The 19319-nt window shown below is 69.1% G+C and carries 14 protein-coding genes; 12 read left to right on the top strand and 2 right to left on the bottom strand.

Annotation, left to right across the window (positions count from 1 at the left end):
* The 8 genes from metE to HMPREF0975_RS00275 form a co-directional block, all read left to right on the top strand.
* Positions 1-1044, top strand: a 1044-nt coding sequence (gene metE, locus HMPREF0975_RS00310; RefSeq protein WP_009232081.1) for a 5-methyltetrahydropteroyltriglutamate--homocysteine S-methyltransferase, incomplete at its 5' end; no start/stop codon positions are given.
* 90 nt (positions 1045-1134) lie between these two features.
* Entirely contained in the window at positions 1135-2475 is a 1341-nt protein-coding gene (gene hisD / locus HMPREF0975_RS00305; RefSeq protein WP_009232080.1) for a histidinol dehydrogenase, read from the top strand.
* Between the two features lie 370 nt (positions 2476-2845).
* Positions 2846-3094: a hypothetical protein gene (locus HMPREF0975_RS00300; protein ID WP_232212422.1), complete on the top strand. Its 249-nt coding sequence runs from the start codon at positions 2846-2848 to the stop codon at positions 3092-3094.
* On the top strand, positions 3094-4611 hold the full coding sequence (locus HMPREF0975_RS00295; RefSeq protein WP_009232078.1) for a glycosyltransferase family 2 protein: 1518 nt from the start codon (positions 3094-3096) through the stop codon (positions 4609-4611). Before HMPREF0975_RS00300 ends, HMPREF0975_RS00295 begins: the two co-directional genes overlap by 1 nt.
* Positions 4608-5321, top strand: a complete 714-nt coding sequence (locus tag HMPREF0975_RS00290) for a hypothetical protein (RefSeq protein ID WP_009232077.1) — start codon at positions 4608-4610, stop codon at positions 5319-5321. The genes HMPREF0975_RS00295 and HMPREF0975_RS00290 overlap by 4 nt, the downstream gene beginning before the upstream one ends.
* Before the next feature lie 88 nt (positions 5322-5409).
* Complete coding sequence (wecB, locus tag HMPREF0975_RS00285) at positions 5410-6615, top strand: non-hydrolyzing UDP-N-acetylglucosamine 2-epimerase (protein WP_009232076.1); 1206 nt, start codon at positions 5410-5412, stop codon at positions 6613-6615.
* Complete coding sequence (locus HMPREF0975_RS00280; RefSeq protein WP_009232075.1) at positions 6612-8564, top strand: DUF2334 domain-containing protein; 1953 nt, start codon at positions 6612-6614, stop codon at positions 8562-8564. The genes wecB and HMPREF0975_RS00280 overlap by 4 nt, the downstream gene beginning before the upstream one ends.
* Before the next feature lie 94 nt (positions 8565-8658).
* Positions 8659-10155 carry a hypothetical protein gene (locus HMPREF0975_RS00275; protein WP_009232074.1) on the top strand — a complete coding sequence of 499 codons (1497 nt, stop codon included), beginning with the start codon at positions 8659-8661 and terminating at the stop codon, positions 10153-10155.
* A 39-nt stretch (positions 10156-10194) separates the two neighbouring features.
* Here HMPREF0975_RS00275 and HMPREF0975_RS00270 read toward each other — a convergent pair whose 3' ends face one another.
* Entirely contained in the window at positions 10195-12546 is a 2352-nt protein-coding gene (locus tag HMPREF0975_RS00270; RefSeq protein ID WP_009232073.1) for a RecQ family ATP-dependent DNA helicase, read from the bottom strand.
* Between the two features lie 55 nt (positions 12547-12601).
* On the opposite strand from HMPREF0975_RS00270, the gene HMPREF0975_RS00265 reads away from it, so the two are divergent.
* The 4 genes from HMPREF0975_RS00265 to HMPREF0975_RS00250 all read left to right on the top strand — a co-directional run bounded on the left by HMPREF0975_RS00265 (position 12602) and on the right by HMPREF0975_RS00250 (position 17397).
* A complete protein-coding gene (locus HMPREF0975_RS00265) occupies positions 12602-14569 on the top strand; it encodes a cation:proton antiporter (RefSeq protein WP_009232072.1) in 1968 nt (655 codons plus the stop codon).
* Positions 14570-14645: 76 nt separating this feature from the next.
* Positions 14646-15788, top strand: a complete 1143-nt coding sequence (locus HMPREF0975_RS00260) for a histidinol-phosphate transaminase (protein ID WP_009232071.1) — start codon at positions 14646-14648, stop codon at positions 15786-15788.
* A 101-nt stretch (positions 15789-15889) separates the two neighbouring features.
* Positions 15890-16489, top strand: a complete 600-nt coding sequence (gene hisB, locus HMPREF0975_RS00255) for an imidazoleglycerol-phosphate dehydratase HisB (RefSeq protein WP_009232070.1) — start codon at positions 15890-15892, stop codon at positions 16487-16489.
* Positions 16489-17397, top strand: a complete 909-nt coding sequence (locus HMPREF0975_RS00250; protein ID WP_009232069.1) for a hypothetical protein — start codon at positions 16489-16491, stop codon at positions 17395-17397. The genes hisB and HMPREF0975_RS00250 overlap by 1 nt, the downstream gene beginning before the upstream one ends.
* 81 nt (positions 17398-17478) lie before the next feature.
* On the opposite strand, the gene HMPREF0975_RS00245 is transcribed toward HMPREF0975_RS00250, so the two are convergent.
* On the bottom strand, positions 17479-19095 hold the full coding sequence (locus tag HMPREF0975_RS00245; RefSeq protein ID WP_049939295.1) for a serine/threonine-protein kinase: 1617 nt from the start codon (positions 19093-19095) through the stop codon (positions 17479-17481).
* Positions 19096-19319 lie beyond the last annotated feature (224 nt).

Raw genomic sequence — 19319 nt, 5'->3', positions numbered from 1 at the left:
GCGCCCTACGCCGAGCGCAAGGCCGCCCAGGACGAGCGCCTCGGCCTGCCGGAGCTGCCCACCACCACCATCGGCTCCTTCCCGCAGACCGCCGAGATCCGCAAAGCCCGGGCCGCCCGGCGCAAGGGCGAGATCGGCGAGGCCGCCTACGACGAGGCCATGCGCGCGGAGATCGCCAGCGTCGTGGCCCTCCAGGAGCGCCTCGGCCTGGACGTCCTGGTGCACGGCGAGGCCGAGCGCAACGACATGGTCCAGTACTTCGCCGAGCTGCTCGACGGCTTCGTGACCACCGAGCACGGCTGGGTCCAGTCCTACGGCTCGCGCTGCACCCGCCCCTCCATCCTGTGGGGAGACGTCGTGCGCCCCGAACCGATGACGGTGGCCTGGTCGGCCTACGCCCAGTCCTTGACCGACAAGCCCCTCAAGGGGATGCTCACCGGCCCGGTGACGATCATGGCCTGGTCCTTCGTGCGCGATGACATCCCGCGCGCCCAGGTCGCCGACCAGCTGGGCCTGGCCCTGCGCGAGGAGGTCGCAGACCTCGAGGCCGCGGGCATCGGCGTCATCCAGGTCGATGAGCCCGCCATCCGCGAGACCCTGCCGTTGCGCCGCGCCGACCGCCCCGCCTATCTGGAATGGTCCGTCGGCTCCTTCCGCCTGGCCACCGGGGGGGCCGCACCCGCCACCCAGGTCCACACCCACCTGTGCTACTCCGAGTTCGACGTTGTCATCGACGCGGTCGACCACCTCGACGCCGATGTCACCTCCATCGAGGCCTCCCGCTCGCGCATGGACATCCTTCCCGCCGTGGCCGAGCACGGTTTCGAGCGTCAACTCGGCCCGGGTGTTTGGGACATCCACTCCCCGCGCGTTCCCAGCCAGGCCGAGTGCACCGAGCTGCTCCAGCGCGCCGTGGACGCCCTGGGCGCGGAGAAGGTGTGGGTCAATCCGGACTGCGGTCTCAAGACCCGCGCCTACGCCGAGACCGAGGCGAGCCTGGCCAGTCTTGTAGGGGCCGCCCGCGCCGTGCGCGCGACCCTGTGAGCTTCTGAGACGCTTCGCGGTACCTCTAAGGGGCCTGGGAGAGGACATCTCTCCCAGGCCGCCTCGCGCGGGGCCGGTAGGCTTGTCGGCATGCTCTCCCGTATCGATCTGCGCAGCTCCCGACTCGGCCCCCGCGAGCTGGCACAGGCTCTTCCCCGGGCCGCCCTCGACGTGTCTGCCGCCCAGGCCGCGGTGGCCCCTCTGATCGAGGACGTCCGCTCCCGGGGCGCGGCCGCCCTGCGCGACGCCACCGAGCGCTTCGACGGCGTGCGCCCCGTTCACCTCCGCGTGCCCGCACAGGCCATCGCCCAGGCACTCAGCGACCTGGATCCGGCGGTGCGCGAGGCTCTGGAGCTGTCTATCGCCCACAACCGAGCCGGTCACGCCGCTCAGGTGCCCACCGAGCGCACCACCGAGGTGGTCCCCGGAGGCGCCATCACCCAGCGCTGGATCCCGGTCAGGCGCGTCGGCCTCTACGTTCCCGGGGGGCTGGCCGTCTACCCCTCCAGCGTGGTCATGAACGCGGTCGCGGCCCAGGTCGCCGGCGTCGAGCAGATCGCCGTGGCCAGCCCGCCCCAGGCGGAGTTCGGCGGACTGCCCCACCCCACGATCCTGGCGGCGTGCGCACTGCTGGGACTGACCGAGGTCTACGCCGTTGGCGGCGCCCAGGCGATCGCGATGTTCGCCTATGGCGCCGATGCCCAGAATGACATCGATCGCGCCGACACCGGGGGAGAGGTCCTGTGCCCGGGAGTCGATGTCATCACCGGTCCCGGCAACGTCTACGTGGCCGCCGCCAAGCGCGCTGTCATGGGGACGGTGGGAATCGATGCCGAGGCGGGCCCCACCGAGATCGCCGTCCTGGCCGACGCCGGTGCCAACCCCGAGTACGTGGCCGCTGACCTGCTCTCCCAGGCGGAGCACGATCCCAATGCTGGCAGTGTTCTCATCACTGACTCCCCGGAGCTGGCCGAGGCTGTCGACGCCGCGCTCGAGCGCAGGCTCAGTGCGACCCGGCACCGGGACCGGGCGGGCACCGCCCTGAACGGTCCGCAGTCGGGCATCATCCTGGTGCGCGACCTCGAGCAGGGCGTGCGGGTCGCCGACGCCTACGCCGCCGAGCACCTGGAGATCCACACCGCCGACGCCGCCGAGGTGGCCCGTCGCGTCCGTAACGCAGGGGCGATCTTCGTGGGCCCCTTCAGCCCGGTGCCCCTGGGCGACTACCTGGCGGGTTCCAACCACGTCCTGCCCACGGGCGGTACCGCCCGTTTTGCCGCCGGGCTGAGTGTCATGGCCTTCCTCAAACCGGTCCAGCTCATCGAGTACGACGCGGGCGCCCTGGAGGCCATGACACCCCCGCTGGAGGTACTGGCGACGTGCGAAGACCTGCCCGCTCACGGTGAGGCGGCTCGCGCCCGGATGGGGTGAGAAAGACGATCGACCGGGCCACCGAGATCGTTATGTGATCTTCTCCGTGCTCATCGAGGAGGGAGTGCCGCTACCGAGGCACTCCCTCCTTGAGTCTTCAATCGTTGCAATAACGCCGTTTGAGGGTGTTGTGAGCCTTCCTCCAATAGAGTGCCGGCCGGATAGTCGAATGACACAGTGTTGCGAAGTGTTATTCTATTGTTATATTTGGTTTTGACGCACGGTGTGCCGTGCCCGACGGGCTGAGTTCCCACACCCGTCACCCCCGGGCACGCCGCACCGAGGCGTTGGTATCGGCTGGCTTTAGCTCACTCTTCCGGTAATGCCGGTCGGTATCGGCCCTACCCCTTGGATCCAGATGGATGGCCTCATGCACTACTCCCCATTCGCCGCCGGAACCGGACTGTTCGTTGTGTGGTACGTCGCTCCGGCAGGCTCCCCTCCCGCACTCATCGCCCGTTTCCTCATCGACTGCGCCGGACTGGTATTCGTCGCCATTCTGACCTTCTTCCTGCTGACCAACCTCTATGGCGCCGTACGCGGCCTGCTCCCACGCTCGCGCAGCGCCATGGGGCGTCACGTCCAACGGCGCGGCGGCACGATGAGTCTGCGGGCGTGATGAGTACGCAGTTCTCGTTGATGCTCATGGATCTCGGCCCCTCGAGCCCCCTGGGAATCCTCGACCGCGTCGGCTGGTGGGGCGCGCTGGGAATGATCGCCGTCGCTCTCGTCTACACGCTGTTCATGCTGCTGGCCTCCCGCGGGGCCCCGAAGCACGGCGGGGCCTCGCACCCGGATGCCCCGCTTCTTATCGTCATCCTCATGCCCTGTCTCAACGAGGCGGAGGTGATCGGAGCCAGTGTTAGGCGCCTGACCTCGATCCCGGACCCCGGTCTGCGCATCATGGTCATCGATGACGGCTCCGACGACGACACCGCCCAGGTGGCCGCCCAGGCCGGGGATGCACGGGTCGAGGTGGTGCGGCGCCGTCCCCCGCACGCCCGTCTGGGGAAGGGGGAGGCGCTCAACGACGCACTGTCGATCGTGCGCTCCCGCTGCACGTCGGTGTCCTCCTCCAGGGTGGTCGTCGGGGTCATGGACGCCGACGGCCGACTCGACCCGCACGCCATCGGCGAGGTCCGCAAGGCCTTCGCCCCCCAGGAGGTCGGTGCCGTCCAGATGGGCGTGCGCATCAACAACCGTTTCGGCTCACTGCTGGCCCGTATGCAGGATATGGAGTTCGTCATCTTCACCGAGGTCTTCCAGCGGGGACGGCGCCGAGTTCACAGCGTGGGCATGGGCGGCAACGCCCAGTTCGTCCGCCTCAGCGCGCTCGACGCCCTGGGCCCCAGGCCCTGGACCCGGTCCCTGACTGAGGACTTCGATCTGGGGATCCGGCTCAATGCCACCAGCTGGACCAACGAGTTCTGGCCCTCGGCCTCCGTCCACCAGCAGGGCGTGACCAACATGCGTCGCCTCATGCGCCAACGCACCCGCTGGTTCCAGGGAAACCTCCAGGCGCTGCACCTCCTGCGCTCCGTTGCCCGCGAGCAGAGGGGACTGGGACGAGCCGACACGCTCTGGCAGATTCTCACGCCCTACCTTCTTCTGACCGGGTCCCTGCTGACCCTGTCCTTCCTCATCACGATGGTGACCGCCGGTGTGGCTGCGGTCCTGAGGTGGGAGCAGTCGTGGGCCTGGCTCGTGGGCGCCTACGTCATCGCCTTCGGGCCGGCGCTCATCTATGCCTGGATCTACTGGCGCATCGAGCGCAGAGAGGGCCTGAACCTGATCAAGGCGGTGGGCTACTCCCATGTGTTCGTCCTCTACGGACTCCTTCCCAGCCTCTACGGCTGGCGGGCCGTGGCCAGGGAGATGACCGGACGAACCGGTTGGGCCAAGACGGCTCGTGAGGCCGAGCCGGCCCAGGGTGCCGATCCCTCCCGGACGGCTGCGGCCGTCGCCGCTCCGGGAGGGCCGCCACCCGGGGTTCGGCAGTCGGCGGCGCCGACCGCACTGGGGACTCCTGATCAGGGTCGATCAACCCTGACCGGCGCCCCCATGACCGGGGCGACGATCGTGGGGCGCAGCCCCCACCACACAGCGGGAAACCTGACCAATGAGGAGATGAGATGACAGCCACCACCGGCCCTCAGCACGTAGGAGTCCTTGACGGAGCCCGTCACGGCAAGGCCCTGCGCCGCGGACTACTGGTCGGCTGCGTCCTGGCAATGATCCTAGGAGTCACCGTGTACTGCCACGCCAGAGAGGCCGGCACCCATGACTGCGACCAATGGGAGATCGTCTTCGACGGCTACGGCGAGGCCTCGTGCGCAGACGGCCTGCTGCGCCTCAAGCCGACGTCGGCCGACTCCCAGGACAAGACGCATGCGGGGCTGGCCAAGTCCACCACGGTCGAGGTCGAGGAGGGCAATGTCCAGACCATTCACACCAGGATGACCACCGTCAGTCAACTCCGTGAGGACGGCAGTCCCAACGCCTGGGAGGTTGCCTGGCTCCTGTGGAACTACTCCGACAACAACCACTTCTACGCCCTGGCCCTCAAGCCCAACGGCTGGGAGGTCTCCAAGCAGGACACCGCCTACGAGGGCGCCCAGCGCTTCCTGGCCTCCGGCAACTCTCCCGTCTACCCGCCCGGGGCGAGCCACGATGTCACCGTTGCCATTGACACCACCAATCCAGCAGCGGTCAGCTTCGTCATCACCGTGGACGGAAAGGAGCTCGGAACAGTGACCGACTCCCAGACCCCCTACCGGTCCGGAGCCGTAGCGGCCTACTGCGAGGACTCCGACGTCACGTTCACCCCGATCACCGAGGACCGGTGAGACCGGTCCGAGGCGGCCATTGCCCATCCCGATCCCGGCGTCCGACCGTATCGGCGCCCGATCCCGACACACCTGAGCAGGAGAACCCATGACGACACACACCACGCCATCGGGCGGGCCCTTGAGGGCCATGCTCGTCTACGGCACCCGCCCGGAGGCGATCAAGCTTGCCCCCCTGGTGGCGGCCATGCGCGACGACGAGCGCTTCGACCCCATCGTCGTCGTCACCGGACAGCACCGCGAGATGCTCGACCAGGTCCACGAGTTCTTCGGGATCGTCCCCGACGACGACCTCGACATCCACGCCCCGGGACAGACCCTCACCCAGATCACCAACCGTTCCCTGCAGGGGGTGGGTCGGGCGATCGAGGCACATCGCCCCGACGCAGTCGTGGTCCAGGGCGACACCACTTCCGCCTTCGCCGCCGCGCTCGCAGCCTTCTACCACGAGATCCCCGTCCTCCACGTCGAGGCCGGCCTGCGCACCGGTAATATCTCCTCGCCCTTCCCTGAGGAGGCCAACCGGCGGCTCATCAGCCAGGTGACCACATTGCATCTGTGTCCCACCACCACCAGTCGGGACAACCTGCTGCGCGAGAACACCGACCCGCAGACCGTCCGCGTCACGGGTAACACCGTCATCGACGCGCTCCTGGTCGCCGTCGACCGCCGGATTCCACCACCCGATGAGAACCTGGCGGCGGCTCTGGAGGACGGCTCCCGACGAGTCGTGCTCGTGACCGCCCACCGCCGCGAGTCCTGGGGCGAGCCGATGCGGGCCATCGGACGCGCCGTCGCCCGCCTGGCCGAGCTCCACCCCGAGGTGCTCTTCGTCCTGCCGGTCCACCGCAACCCCAAAGTCCGCGAGGACCTCCTGCCGCAGATCGAGGGCCACCGCAATGTTCTGTGGTGCGATCCGCTGGAGTACGGCGCCTTCTGCGCGCTCATCGACCGCTCCGACGTCGTCCTCACAGACTCGGGGGGCGTCCAAGAGGAGGCTCCCGCGCTGTCCAAGCCGGTCCTGGTCATGCGCGACAACACCGAGCGGCCCGAGGCCGTGGCCTTCGGTGTCGCCGAGCTGGTCGGAACCGACGAGGACCGCATCGTCGAGCGGGTCTCCACCCTGCTGACCGACGAGGCGGCCTACACGGCCATGGCCCACGCCGCCAACCCCTACGGCGACGGGCACGCATGCGAGCGCATCCTGGCAGCCACCGCCGCCCTGTTCGGCCGTGGCGTCCCCCTGCCCGAGTTCGACCCAGTTCCCACCTCATCTCACAAGGAGGATTCATGATCACCCCGACCCTCATGTCGTCTCGACGACGCCGCTGCGCACTGGCCGCCATCGCGGTGTGCCTGGGCACTTCCATCGCCTCTGTGGGCCCCGCCCAGGCCACGCCCCAGTCGGCTGTCTCCCAGGCACAGGCCCGGGCTGTCGCGGCGAAGCAGGCCGATGGTGCACAGGCCAACGACGCGGACCCGGCCAAGAACCCGCTTCCGGCCCCGCCCGAGCCCGCCGCCGCGGCCAAGAAGGAGCTCCCCCTCAAGGGCGATAAGCAGGCCGATGTTGACCTGAACAAGCCCGCGCCCGCCGCGGGGCAGGTTCAGATTCGTGACTTGAAGCAGAATGCGCCCGAGATTCCTGTCGGCGCGGTGAGCTTCTCCAACCAGGATGCGGGACCCGCATCGACCCTGGTCCTGTTCGACACGACCGGTGACTACGCCAAGCTGGGGGAGTACTACGCCCTGAGCATGGGCACCCTGGCCAGCCACTCCGGGACTGTGACCACCCTTCCCGTCAAGGACTATGTCGCAGGCCTGGCCGGTCGTTTCACCAACGTGGTCTACATCGGCTCGACCTACGACGAGCCCCTGCCGCGCGCCTTCATCGACGACACCCTCACCGGCAACGTCCCGGTGATGTGGTCCGGTTTCAACATTTGGCAGCTGACCAAGACCGATGCCGACCGCGCCGCCTTCACCCAGCGCTACGGCTGGGACGCCGCGACCTCCTACATTGACTCCACCGACCGCGTCACCAAGATCAGTTACAACGGCGCCTCCCTGAAGCGCAACGAGCTCAACAGCGGCGGGATCATAGCTCCGCACATCACCCGCGAGAAGGACGTCAAGGTCCTGGGGCGCGCCGAGTGCTCCAAGTCCGACGGCGCGGCCACGGCCTGCGCGTCCGTCGCCCAGTCCGGGACCAACTCCTTCCCCTGGGCCGTCAGCTCCTCTGGACTGACCTTCATCGGCGAGATCCCCCTGACCTACCTGGGTGAGCAGGACCGCTACATCGCCGCCGCCGATATCCTCCTGGACTTCCTCCAGCCCAACGCCCAGCAGTACCGTCAGGCTGCCGTGCGCCTGGAGGATGTCACCCCGGACAGCGATCCGGAGGAGCTCCAGGCGATCGTCGACTACTTCTACAGCGAGAACGTTCCCTTCCAGATGGCGGTGGTTCCCAAGTACGTCGACCCCAAGGGCACCGAGAACAACGGTGTGCCCAAGGAGATGACTCTCAAGGACTCCCCGGAGCTGGTGGCCGTCCTCCAGGACGCCGTGAACAAGGGCGGAACGATTGTCCAGCACGGCACCACCCACCAGTTCGGCACTCTGGACAACCCGTACAATGCCGTGTCCGCCGACGACTTCGAATTCATCCGTTCGTGGTGCTCCACCACGAACGACACCAAGGCCCCCGCCGTCGACTGCCAGGACAAGTCCTACGTACAGATCGGAGGCACCCTTCCGGGAACCTCCCAGGCATGGGCCGCGGAGCGCGTGGAGCAGGGGCGCCAGATCTTCGGCGAGGTCGGGTTGCCGACTCCGGAGATCTTCGAGACCCCGCACTACTCGGCCACCCGCGAGGCTTACTACGGCATCGGCGAGCAGTACCCGGTGCGCTATGAGCGCGAGCTTCTCTACGCCGGCACTCTGACCAACACCCAGGCCGGCCCCCACGATTACTACGGGCAGTTCTTCCCCTATGCGGTCAATGACCCCTACGGGTCCCACATCCTGCCGGAGAACCTGGGTAACTTCGAACCCAATGAGATCAACCAGCACCCGCCGCGCCTGGCTCAGGAGGTCATCGACGCGGCCAAGCTCAACCTCGTCAACACTCACGCTACCGCCAGCTTCTTCTTCCACCCCTACTACCCGCTGCCCGAGCTGAAGAAGATCGTCGCCGGCATCAAGGCCGAGGGGTACACCTTCGTTCCGGCTTCGGAGCTGAAGTGATAACGGTTCAGGAAATGGCGCTGAGTCGCCTGTCTTCCACCACGACGGAACCGTTCGGTCGGAAAAACTCTCAAGAGACGGGAATAATGGTTCCATGATTCTTGAAACCAACCGCAGAAGGGCGCTGGCGCTCCTGGGTGCCGGGGTTATGGGAGCGTCAGTGTCCTCCTGTGGCCACGGGCACATGACCACGCCGCCGGCCATGGGCGACGGCGCGACGACTCATCTGAGCCTCCACATCACCGACGCTCAGGGCAACGCCCTCAACCTCGAGGCGCTGCGGCGCATCCAGTCCAACGGCAGGGGCGAAGCCGGCTACGACGACGCCCTGCTGGACACCAGGACCCTGGAGGTCATCGCCGTCGGGCCGCTTTACCAGGACGAGGGCGGGGTCATCGGTCTCGACGTACCCACGGGGCGCGCCTGCACCCTGACCATGTCGTGGCCCACCAGCCACGGGTACTCGGCCCTCATGGCGGATCTGCCCGCCTCCGGTGAGCACGATCTTCTGGAGCTGGCGGCCAGGACACTTCACGAGCATCAGGACGAGCGCTACCAGCAGGTTACCGCGCAGGGCCTCAAGGGCTCCGACGAGGCTGTGACGCTGCGGGCATCCGCCCAGCAGTCCCTGGATGGCTGCGCCACAGCCCAGTCCTGGACCGACAGAGGCCGCCTGGCGAACTCAGCCCTGGAGTCCGCCGCCGGGGTCCAGCTCGCCCTGGACCGGGCGCTCGTGGCCCAAGCACCGCAGGACGCCATCATCGGGGTCACCTTCACCCGAGTGCCCACTGCCGCCGAGATCACCGCCGCCCTGGCCCCGAACGGACCGGGGGGCGGCAAACGGAAGGTGTCGGCCCGGCTTGTGATCGGCGACCCCGGTGACGCCCAGGAGATGGCTGGCTGGAAAACCACGGTCGACGCCCTGCATGCGCAAGGTGGCCTGGCTCTGGCTCAGATCTGCGACTCCCACGACATGGCCGCTCTGAGCGACGCCGCCTGGGACACGCGGGTCGACGCCCTCATCAAGGCCCTGCCGAGTGTGGACGCCTGGGAGATCGGAAACGAGATAGGGGGGGACTGGCTTGGCACCGGACCGGTCGCCAAGGCGCTGCGCGCCGCCAAGGCGGTCCGCGAGCGCACCAGCGCCGCCACAGTGCTCACCCTGTACTACCAGCTCGGACAGGCGGACCCGGCCTTCTCCCTGTTCAGCTACGCCGCCAGGGAGATCACCCAGCCGATCAGGGACCTGGTCGACGTCGTCGGGCTGTCCGTCTACCCCCAGCTCCACCCGCTGGGTACGGCTGCCGACCGGATCCTGAGCACTCTGGACGCGGCCTTCCCGGCATCCCGGATCGCCGTCACCGAGCTGGGGTACGGGGCTGATGACCTCAACGCCGGCCCCTGGTGGTTCGGGTCGACAACCGACCCGGCCGTGGCCCGCACCGCCGTCGCCGAGCACGTCACCGGTGCCGCACTGGGACGCTCCGACGCCTGGGGCGCGCCCTTCTGGTGGTACTACCTCGAGGATCAGGTCGGAACCCCCGGAGGCGGGGTGGCTCCGGCCCTGGCCGCCGCATCCACCGGGTTCTAGCACGTGCAGCTGGGTGGGGGCTACTGCCCCCACCCAGCGCTATCGCTGGGCCAGGACGAAGGGATGAACCGCCGCCGCTCCCGCCTCGCGTAGGAGGGCGGCCGCCACCGTGAGCGTCCAGCCCGAGTCGCTCCAGTCGTCCACCAGGACCACGGCGGCGCCTCGCAGATCCTCAAACGTCCTCGCCGTCCACGCCTGAAGCGTCAGGTTGCGGGCCACCTCCGCCAGGCGGAACGCTGAACCCACATTGTGGTGCGGCGGCTCCTGGCCCACGAAGCCCACGACGCCCAGCGGCCTGGCCCCGAGCCGGCTGGCCACCGCCCGACCCAGCTGGCGGACCATGCCCGGCCGGGTACGGGAGTCGACGATGACGACGACGGTCTCTTCCCCCACGGGCCCGGTGCTGTCGGGGTCCTCGAGGTCGTCGCTCCGGTCGCCCCGAATGATCTCACCGAGCCGGTCCACGGTCTGAAGCACCAGCGGCCTCAGGGAAACCGGAACCTCACCGTCGGAGTCGGAGGCCACCAGCTCCCGCAGTGCGCCCGACGCGCCCAGTCCGTCCAGCCGCCCCACGGCCAGCCCGGTCGCCGCCTGCTGATCGGCGCTGATACGACCTTTGAAATGGCTCAGTCCCAACCGCTCCATCCCGGTGGGCCACTGGCGACGCGCCCGCAGCTCGATCCCGACGCGACCGAGCGCCTGACGAGCGGAGGCGACCTCTTCCTCGTCGGGTGCGGCGGGCAGGAACAGGCCCCCGCACAGGTCGCAGGTGCCGCAGCGCCACCTCGGTTCGAGATGCGGATCGTCGAGCGCCGCCCTCAGGAAGGCCATCCGGCAGGGGGTAACCGTCGTCGCCGAGTCGGTATCGGCGCCGAGCTGCTCGTAGGCGATCATCGCCTCTTGCTCGGCCCGGCGCGCGGCGTCGACTCGCGCGTAGCGCTGGGCGTCATAGGACCAGGACTGGCCGGTGGATTCCCATCCGCCGCGAACCCGGCGCACAGCTCCGTCGACGTCAAGGACCTTGAGCATGGACTCCAGTCGAGTGCGCCGCAGCGACGTCACCGTCTCCAGCGCCGCCGTCGACATCGGCCCTTCCCCCGCTTCCCGCTGCCTGTCCAGCCCGTCCAGGACCGCACGGACCTGGTCCTCGGGGGGAAAGCCCTGCGAGCCGAACCACTCCCAGATCGCGCGATCCTCGGAACCGGGGAGCAGAACCACCTCGGCTCGCTCCACGCCGCGACCGGCGCGCCCCACTTGCTGGTAGTAGCTCACTGGCGAGGAAGGCGCCCCCACGTGCACCACGAAGGACAGGTCCGGCTTGTCGAAGCCCATGCCCAGGGCCGAGGTGGCCACCAGCGCCCTGACCCGGTTGGCCTTGAGATCCTCCTCCAGGCGCTCACGCTCGGCGGCGTCGGTCTGCCCCGTGTAGGCGGCCACCTCCACACCCGCGGTGCGCAGGTATTCGGCGACCTCCAGCGCCGCCGAGACGGTCAGGCAGTAGACGATGCCGCTTCCGGGGGCGTGTCTGAGATATGCGGCCAGCCAGGCCAGACGTGTGGCCGAGTCCGGCAGAACCTCGACCCCCAGGTGGAGGGAATCGCGTCCCAGGTCACCGCGCAGAATTAGGACTCCCTGGTCGCCGTTCTCGGCCGGGTGCGCTCCCAACTGTTCGGCGACGTCGGCGCTGACCCGGGCATTGGCGGTCGCCGTGGTCGCTAGGACCGGGGTGTGCGGCGGCAGGCCTGCCAGAAGGCTCCGAATGCGCCGGTAGTCCGGACGGAAGTCGTGCCCCCAGTCCGAGATGCAGTGGGCCTCGTCGATGACAACCAGCGCGGCGTCTGCTGCCAGGTGCGGCAGGACCTCATCGCGGAACACAGGGTTGTTGAGACGTTCGGGGGAGACCAGGAGGACATCCACCTCGCCGGCGCGCACCTGGGCCTCGATCTGTGCCCACTGGGTGACATTGGCTGAGTTCATCGTCACCGCCCGGATCCCGGCGCGGCTTGCGGCGGCGACCTGGTCGCGCATGAGGGCCAGCAGCGGCGAGATGATGACGCTCGCCCCCAGGCCTCCGGGCCGGCCGCGCGAGCCGGGGACGGGCACAGGCGTGCCGGGCCGCCAGTCTCCCCAGCCCTCGCGCAGCAGCACCGTCGCCACGAAGTACACCGCCGACTTGCCCCATCCCGTGCGCTGGACCACCAGGGCGCGGCGGTGAGCGATGACGAGAGCTTCTATCGCCCGCCACTGGTCCTCTCGCAGGTGCGCATCGCTGCGGCCGACGAGCTCGCGCAGGACGGCCTCGGCTCGCTCGCGGACGGGGGCACCGAGTTGCTGCGGGAACTCGGCGCGGTAGTCGGGACGCTCAGGTTCCTCATGGTCTGTGATCGTCACGGGGCCACGGTAGCGCGGCTGAATGAATAGATCAGGCCTTGGATACTCTTGGCCCATGGACCTCCTCATTATCGCCGTGTTGGGCATTCTTGCCATCGCGGCTGCCTCGCAGCTCAGCGACCGCATCGGCGTCGCCCCGGCGCTGATCCTCCTGGCCGGTGGTACCGCGGTTGGATTCCTGCCCTTCATCCCGGCAGTCGAGCTCGACCCCCAGGTGGTCCTCGAGGGCATCCTCCCCCCGCTGCTGTTCTCAACGGCGGTGAGCATCTCCACCATCAACTTCCGCCGAGAACTCGCCCCGGTGGCGGTTCTGGCCATCCTCCTGGTGGCCCTATCCGCCGCGGTGATCGGTGTGGCGCTCACCTTCCTGGTTCCCGGGCTTTCCCTGGCCTGGGCGATCGCCATGGGGGCGATCCTGAGTCCCACCGACGCCGTGGCCATCTCCATCGCCCGCCGCCTGGGCGTCTCGCAGCGCATCATCACCGTCCTGGAGGGGGAGGGTCTGCTCAACGACGCCACCGCCTTGGTGGTCCTGTCCTCGGCCGTCTCTGCGGCCACATCGGGCGGCGTCAGCGTCGGAGGCGTGCTGGGCGGTTTCGTCCTGGCGGTCCTCGTTGCCCTGGGCGTGGGCTGGCTCGTCGGCGAGGTGAGTCTGCGGGTGCGCTCCCACATCACCGATCCCACGGTGGACACAGTCGTGTCCTTCACCGTCCCCTTCTTGGCGGCGATCCCGGCCGAGCACATGCACGGCTCGGGTCTAGTGGCCGCGGTCGTCGCCGGACTCATCACCGGTCACCGGGGTCCTCGGATGCTGCCGCCGGCCCACCGGGTGGCCTCGCGCACCAACTGGCACACCGTCGAGCTCACTTTGGAAGGCCTCATCTTCCTGTTCATGGGCCTGGAGTTTTTCGGCGTCGTGGAGAAGGTGGACGCCTCGGACCTCGGGGTTCGCCGGGCCGTCGCGGTCGCCGTCGTCGCCGGGGCGCTGACCGTCGTCGTCCGGGCTCTCGTCGTCGCCCCGATGCTCAAGCTCCTCAGCCACCGCACGGCGCGCTGGGCGATCCACTGGGAGGAGAACGAGGAGGCCATCCACCAGTTCCAGAACCGCTGCTCGGCCATTGTGCGCGGTGAGATCGATATGCCCCCGGTTCCCTGGGACCGGCGCAGTCTCTCCCGGGTTCAGCGCAGGCTCCGGCGAGAGCCTAGCCATGAGAGCATCGCGCGGCGCGCCCGTCGAATCTCCAGTCGAGTCCGACGCCGGGGCGCCGACCTGGACTACTTCGCGGCCGAACCCCTGCGCGCACGCGAGGGCGCTGTCATCGTCTGGGCGGGTATGCGCGGTGCGATCACCCTGGCGGCGGCTCAGACCCTGCCGACTACGGCACCGCACCGGTCCTTCCTCCTCCTGGTGGCCATGCTCGTGGCCGCCGGCTCGTTGACGCTCCAGGGACTGACGCTACAGGCCCTGGTGCGCATGGTCAGGCCCGCGATGGCCGGGCCCGCCGACGAGGAGGAGAAGGCAGCCGTCATCTCGCTTCTGGTCAACGCCGCCCGCGACGCCGTCGCCGATGGCCATGAGCTCCCCAGCCGCGGCGCCCACGACGTCGTCACCACCGATGCCGAGCCGACTGCTGAGGCCTCGCGCCTCGTACCACGGGCCGAAGGGCCGACTATCTTCGAAGAGCCTGCCGACTCCGAGGTGAAGGTGGAGCTGGACAAGTCCTCGGTCTCTGATCATGACGGCGAGAACCTCAGTCCAACGCTCGATCAGCACGCCCTGCTGCGGCGCGAAGGGACGGACATCGTTGTCTCACCGGCCGCTGTTGCCCGGGCATGGACCGATCCCACCTGGCGGCACGACGAGCTCGCCCCGATGCGAGAGCGCGCCCTGGACATAATCCGCGCCCAGCGCGAGGCCCTCCTGGACGCCGGTGACGAGGGCCTGTACTCGGCAGACTCACTGGAACACGCCCTGGACCGCCTCGACTTCCAGGAGATCATGCTGACCAGCGAGCCCCACTGACCCACCTCCCCGAGCCGCGTTCCGGCTGTTGCTGGAGACTCGGCCGTGGGGAGGCCCGAGCCGTAGACTCCAGTGCGTGAGCGCGAACCTGCCCCTGAGACCAGACCTGGAGGGCGAGAAGCCCTACGGTGCCCCGGAACTCGACGTCCCCGTGCGGCTGAACGTCAACGAGAACCCCTACCCACCCTCGGCCGCGGTCGTCGAATCGATCGCCACCGCGGTGGCCCGGGCCACCCAGGGGCTCAACCGCTACCCGGAGCGGGACTTCCCCAGGCTGCGGGAGGCGCTGGCGGACTATCTCGAGGCGGAGTCCGGGGTGCACCTGGCACTCGAGCAGATCTGGGCCGCCAACGGCTCCAACGAGGTCATGCTCCACGTGCTGCAGGCCTTCGGCGGTCCCGGGCGCACCTGTCTGACCTTCACCCCCACGTACTCGATGTATCCGGAGTATGCCCGCGACACCCTGACCGACTACACCACACGCCCGCGCCGCAAGGACTTCACGCTCGACGTCGAAGCCGTGGCCGCGGCTATCAAGGAGCTGCGGCCCGCCGTCGTCATCCTCGCCAGCCCCAACAACCCCACCGGAACGGCCCTGCCGCTGAAGGACATCAGCCGGATCCTCGAGGCGGCACGCGGACACGGCCCCATGCTCGGAGCCGAGGTCGGCTCACCGGCCCGGGCAAGTGACTGCATCGTGGTCATCGACGAGGCCTACGCCGAGTTCCGCCGTTCCGGCGTGCCCAGCGCCCTGGAGCTGCTGGGGAAGGACAACCCGCACTTGGCCGTCACCCGCACCATGTCCAAGGCGTTCGGAGCCGCGGGCCTGCGTCTGGGCTATCTGGCCGCCGACCGCGCCCTGGTCGACGCCCTGCGCATCGTGCGTCTGCCCTATCACCTCTCCGCCATCACCCAGGCCGCCGCCCTGGCCGCCCTGTCCCACCGCGACGAGCTCATGGCCCAGGTCGCTTCCCTGCGCGACGAGCGCGACGCCCTGGTGGCGTGGCTGCGCGCCCAGGGCCTGACCGCGCACGAGTCGGACGCAAACTTCGTCCTGTTCGGCCCCTTCCCGGACCGCGATGCCGTCTGGAGGAGCCTGCTCGAAGCCGGGGTTCTCATCCGCGTTGTCGGCCCCGAGGGCTTCTTGCGGGCCAGTATCGGTACGCCGGGGGAGATGGAGCGGCTGCGCAGCGCTTTGGCCGCGGCTGTCAGAAAATGACGACGCCGGCGGCGCCGCGGGCCGGTAGGCTTGCTACCGGTCGAAATACCTGAGAAACCAGTACTGCTGAAAAGCACGACACACGATGCTTAAGGAAACACATGAACCGCACCGCGCGCATCGAACGATCCACGAGCGAGTCCAGTGTCGTCGTCGAGATCGATCTCGACGGCACCGGCCGGACCGACATCTCCACCACCGTCCCCTTCTACGACCACATGCTCACCGCCCTGGGGCGGCACTCCCTCATCGACATGACGATACGCGCCACCGGCGATACCGACATCGACGTGCACCACACCGTGGAGGACACCGCGATCTGCATCGGCGAGGCCCTGCGCACAGCGCTGGGGGACAAGCGCGGCATACGCCGTTTCGGGGAGGCCTGTGTCCCCTTGGACGAGGCCCTGGCCCACGCCGTCGTGGACATCTCCGGACGCCCCTACCTGGTGCACGAGGGCGAGTCCGAGGCCTTCGTCCACCACCTCATCGGTGGGCACTTCACCGGCTCGATGGTGCGTCACGTCCTGGAGGCCATCGCCTACCACGCCGGCATCTGCCTGCACGTGCGAGTCCTGTCCGGGCGCGACCCCCACCACATCGCCGAGGCCGAGTTCAAGGCCCTGGCCCGCGCCCTGCGGGCCGCCGTGGAGGACGATCCCCGCGTCGAGACCATCCCGTCCACGAAGGGAAGCCTGTGATGGATCAGTTCCCCCGGCCAGACGAAGACCGCGACGACGGGCAGGACCGTCGGCGCGACCTGGACGCAGAGTTCGCCGCCCTCATGGATGACGTCGACATCCCCGACGACCTGTCGACGTTCGACGGTCTCGCAGCGCCGGAAGGCGCCCGAGGCGGGCAGGCCCCAGGCGGCGCGACAAAGGCCACGACCTCCTCGGCGGCTGACGCCGAGGAGACCGAGCAGGCGGGAGTCAGCCCCGAGGACGTCCCCCACAACACCTACCACCCCCTCGACGCGGGAACGGAGACCGACGATGGCTCCTCCCCACTCACCGAAGCCCAGGAGGCGCAGATCGCGGCTGCCGCCGACTCCCTGAGCTCCTACGGCCCCGGGGATTCCGACGAGCAGGCCCCCAAGGCGGTCAAGGTCGCCGTCGTCATCACGCCGCTGAACCGGGCTGACGGGCTGGCCGGAATGTGCGCCCTCATGGACTTGGACTGCACGGTGGTGCCCTCCTCTAGTGGAGCCTTCGCGGTCAAGCAGTTCGTTTCGGCCCACTCGGACTGGGACGTGGCCGAGCTCCTCGGTGGATCCGACTCCGAGCCGGCGGAGGCCGCGGAGCTGGCCGCCCAGCTCTCCCGACTGTCGAGAGCCGGCGCGGTCCTCATGACCGCCGATCTGGCCACCGACGTCGGTATCGAGTCCGGCCTGTCCGGGACGATCACCGCCCGCCACTTCACCAACGGTCAGCCCGGGGAGGAGGCGTCGGCGGGACTCCTCCTGGCCTCCATGGATCAGGTCGTCGAGGACGTGCTCCTGGGCGTCATCGACGCCGACGACGTTCCCGGCGCCGTGAAGTCCTCGGAGATCAAGGCGCCCCGGGCGATGCGCTGGTTCGGGCGCGGCCTGCGCCGTCCGCCGCAGTAACTCGGCTGAGATCACTGCGGTCATCGCATGACACCGCTGCTCGCGCTACGTGCTCTGCCGCGCGAGCAGCGGCCGCGGTACCTAGCCGGCGTAGGAGCTCGTCCGCTGCCCGCCCTTGAGGTCTGAGGCGATGCAGGAGAATCCCCGCTTCCCGGCGTTCCATCCCGCCTCGCCGGGGCCCAGCACCGATGTGCTCGGATTGGCCGCACCGTACTGCTGAGCCGCCTGCGAGGTACAGGTCGCCTGCACATTGGGGTCGGAGGCCAGATCGTCATCGCTGGAGCCCGAGGTGGTCTCCGCCAGGGTTCCCACCTGATAGACCTCCCAGGAGTGGGGCTCGTCGCAGTCCACCTTCTTGGCCGTGGTCTGTCCCGAAATAGAGGTGGTGCCCGCCAGACAGGTGCCGACCGGGTGAGGCGGGGTGGAGACGATGTCCTGAGTCGACGGCGAGGGCGGGGACGATGATCCCGGGGCGGATGCCGCCGCCGTGGCGCCCGCCGTGCCAGCGGTGGGGGCCAGCCGGGCTCCGGCCACCCAACCGGCGCCCAGCCCGATGACGAGGCCGACAATCGTTCCCACAGCACCCACGCGCAGACCGATCCGACGGCGCTCGCGGGTGGACAGCCGCAGCGACGCGCCGGTTTCGACCGATGCCGGACTGTTCAGGGGGAAGGAGTCGGGCGACGACAAGAGCATCGGGGCGCCCCCGGAGTGCTCCAGCCGGTTGGAATCGACTGAAACCGCGGACCGCACCGAGTGGGCGGAGCGGGCCGAATCGGCCGATGGCTGTGACAGCGCACCGGCGAGGCTGTTCGACCCCATCGAGCCCACCGCCCGATGTCCAGACGGCGATGCCAGGCCCGCGTCGACCAGCTGCAAGGAGGTCACCGGGCCGCCGACGGCCAGGCTGCCCGTCCCGAGCTGCTCCCGCAGCCGCTCCAGGGCACTGGTGAGCTCGGCGCCGTTGCGGAAGCGATCCTTCGGATCGGGCGCCATGGCCTTGCTCAGCACCGGGAGAAGGAGATCGGGAACATTCGGGTCGTTGAGATTCAGCGGCTCATCGAGGGAACGGACGATCTCGGGCAGGCTCCGTTGCACGCCGTCGGGACCGCGCCTGGGGCCCCGGCCCGTGAGAAGGGCGAAGAGCACCGCGCCCATGGACCACACGTCGCCCTCGGGGCCGGGACGAGCCAGCATGAAGGCCTCCGGCGCGGCGAAGTCGGGGGTGAGGCACTCCAGTGTGACGGTGGGGTCCTGGCCTTCGCGCTGGACGGATGCGATGCCGAAGTCCGACAGTCGCGGTGAGCCGTAGGAGTCCAGAAGGATGTTGGCGGGCTTGACGTCGCGGTGCGTGACGCCGGCCGCGTGAGCCGCACCCAGTGCCGAAGCTGCGGCCTGCACCAGTGCCACGGCGTCGGAGGCGGGCGTCGGCCCCCGTGAGACGAGGTCATAGAGGCTGCCGCCCGAGCACAGCTCCATGACCAGGTAGGGGCGCAGGTCGGGCAGCTTGCCGGTGTCGACCAGCGAGACCACGTGGGGGTGCCCCGAGATCCGCGAGGCGGCTTGCACCTCGCGCATGAACCGCCGCTCATTGCGCGGGTCGTCCAGGGGCCGGGAGTCGACCTTGACGGCGACCGGGCGTTCCAGGGAGTCCTGCACGCCCGCGTAGACTGTGGCGAAGCCACCGCGGCCCAGCACTGACGTTATCCGCACCCCGGGGACGGAGAACGGGGCGGCGCTGTGGGTGCCGCCGGAGCCGGGAGATCCTGAGGTTTCCACCGCAGATGCCTGGCCGGCGGACGGCGCGTTGGGCGCGGACGCCGGGGACGGCAGGGGGCTTTCGCCGGAGGGGGACTGCATGCTCACGGGTGAATCCTCGCCCATGTTGGAGGTTTGCGAAAGAAAGCCGGGTACCGGCCCCC

Origin of the sequence: Actinomyces sp. oral taxon 849 str. F0330, from assembly GCF_000239715.1 — a bacterium.
Lineage (GTDB): Bacteria > Actinomycetota > Actinomycetes > Actinomycetales > Actinomycetaceae > Actinomyces > Actinomyces johnsonii.
Note: the sequence above shows the minus strand (reverse complement) of the source record. Positions and strands in the feature narration are given on the sequence as shown.

Coding starts and splice junctions, on each gene's coding strand:
- wecB (WP_009232076.1), top strand. CDS start 5,410: ATGACGACACACACCACGCCATCGGGCGGGCCCTTGAGGGCCATGCTC.
- HMPREF0975_RS00295 (WP_009232078.1), top strand. CDS start 3,094: ATGAGTACGCAGTTCTCGTTGATGCTCATGGATCTCGGCCCCTCGAGC.
- HMPREF0975_RS00300 (WP_232212422.1), top strand. CDS start 2,846: ATGCACTACTCCCCATTCGCCGCCGGAACCGGACTGTTCGTTGTGTGG.
- HMPREF0975_RS00275 (WP_009232074.1), top strand. CDS start 8,659: ATGATTCTTGAAACCAACCGCAGAAGGGCGCTGGCGCTCCTGGGTGCC.
- HMPREF0975_RS00250 (WP_009232069.1), top strand. CDS start 16,489: ATGGATCAGTTCCCCCGGCCAGACGAAGACCGCGACGACGGGCAGGAC.
- HMPREF0975_RS00265 (WP_009232072.1), top strand. CDS start 12,602: ATGGACCTCCTCATTATCGCCGTGTTGGGCATTCTTGCCATCGCGGCT.
- hisD (WP_009232080.1), top strand. CDS start 1,135: ATGCTCTCCCGTATCGATCTGCGCAGCTCCCGACTCGGCCCCCGCGAG.
- HMPREF0975_RS00280 (WP_009232075.1), top strand. CDS start 6,612: ATGATCACCCCGACCCTCATGTCGTCTCGACGACGCCGCTGCGCACTG.
- HMPREF0975_RS00290 (WP_009232077.1), top strand. CDS start 4,608: ATGACAGCCACCACCGGCCCTCAGCACGTAGGAGTCCTTGACGGAGCC.
- hisB (WP_009232070.1), top strand. CDS start 15,890: ATGAACCGCACCGCGCGCATCGAACGATCCACGAGCGAGTCCAGTGTC.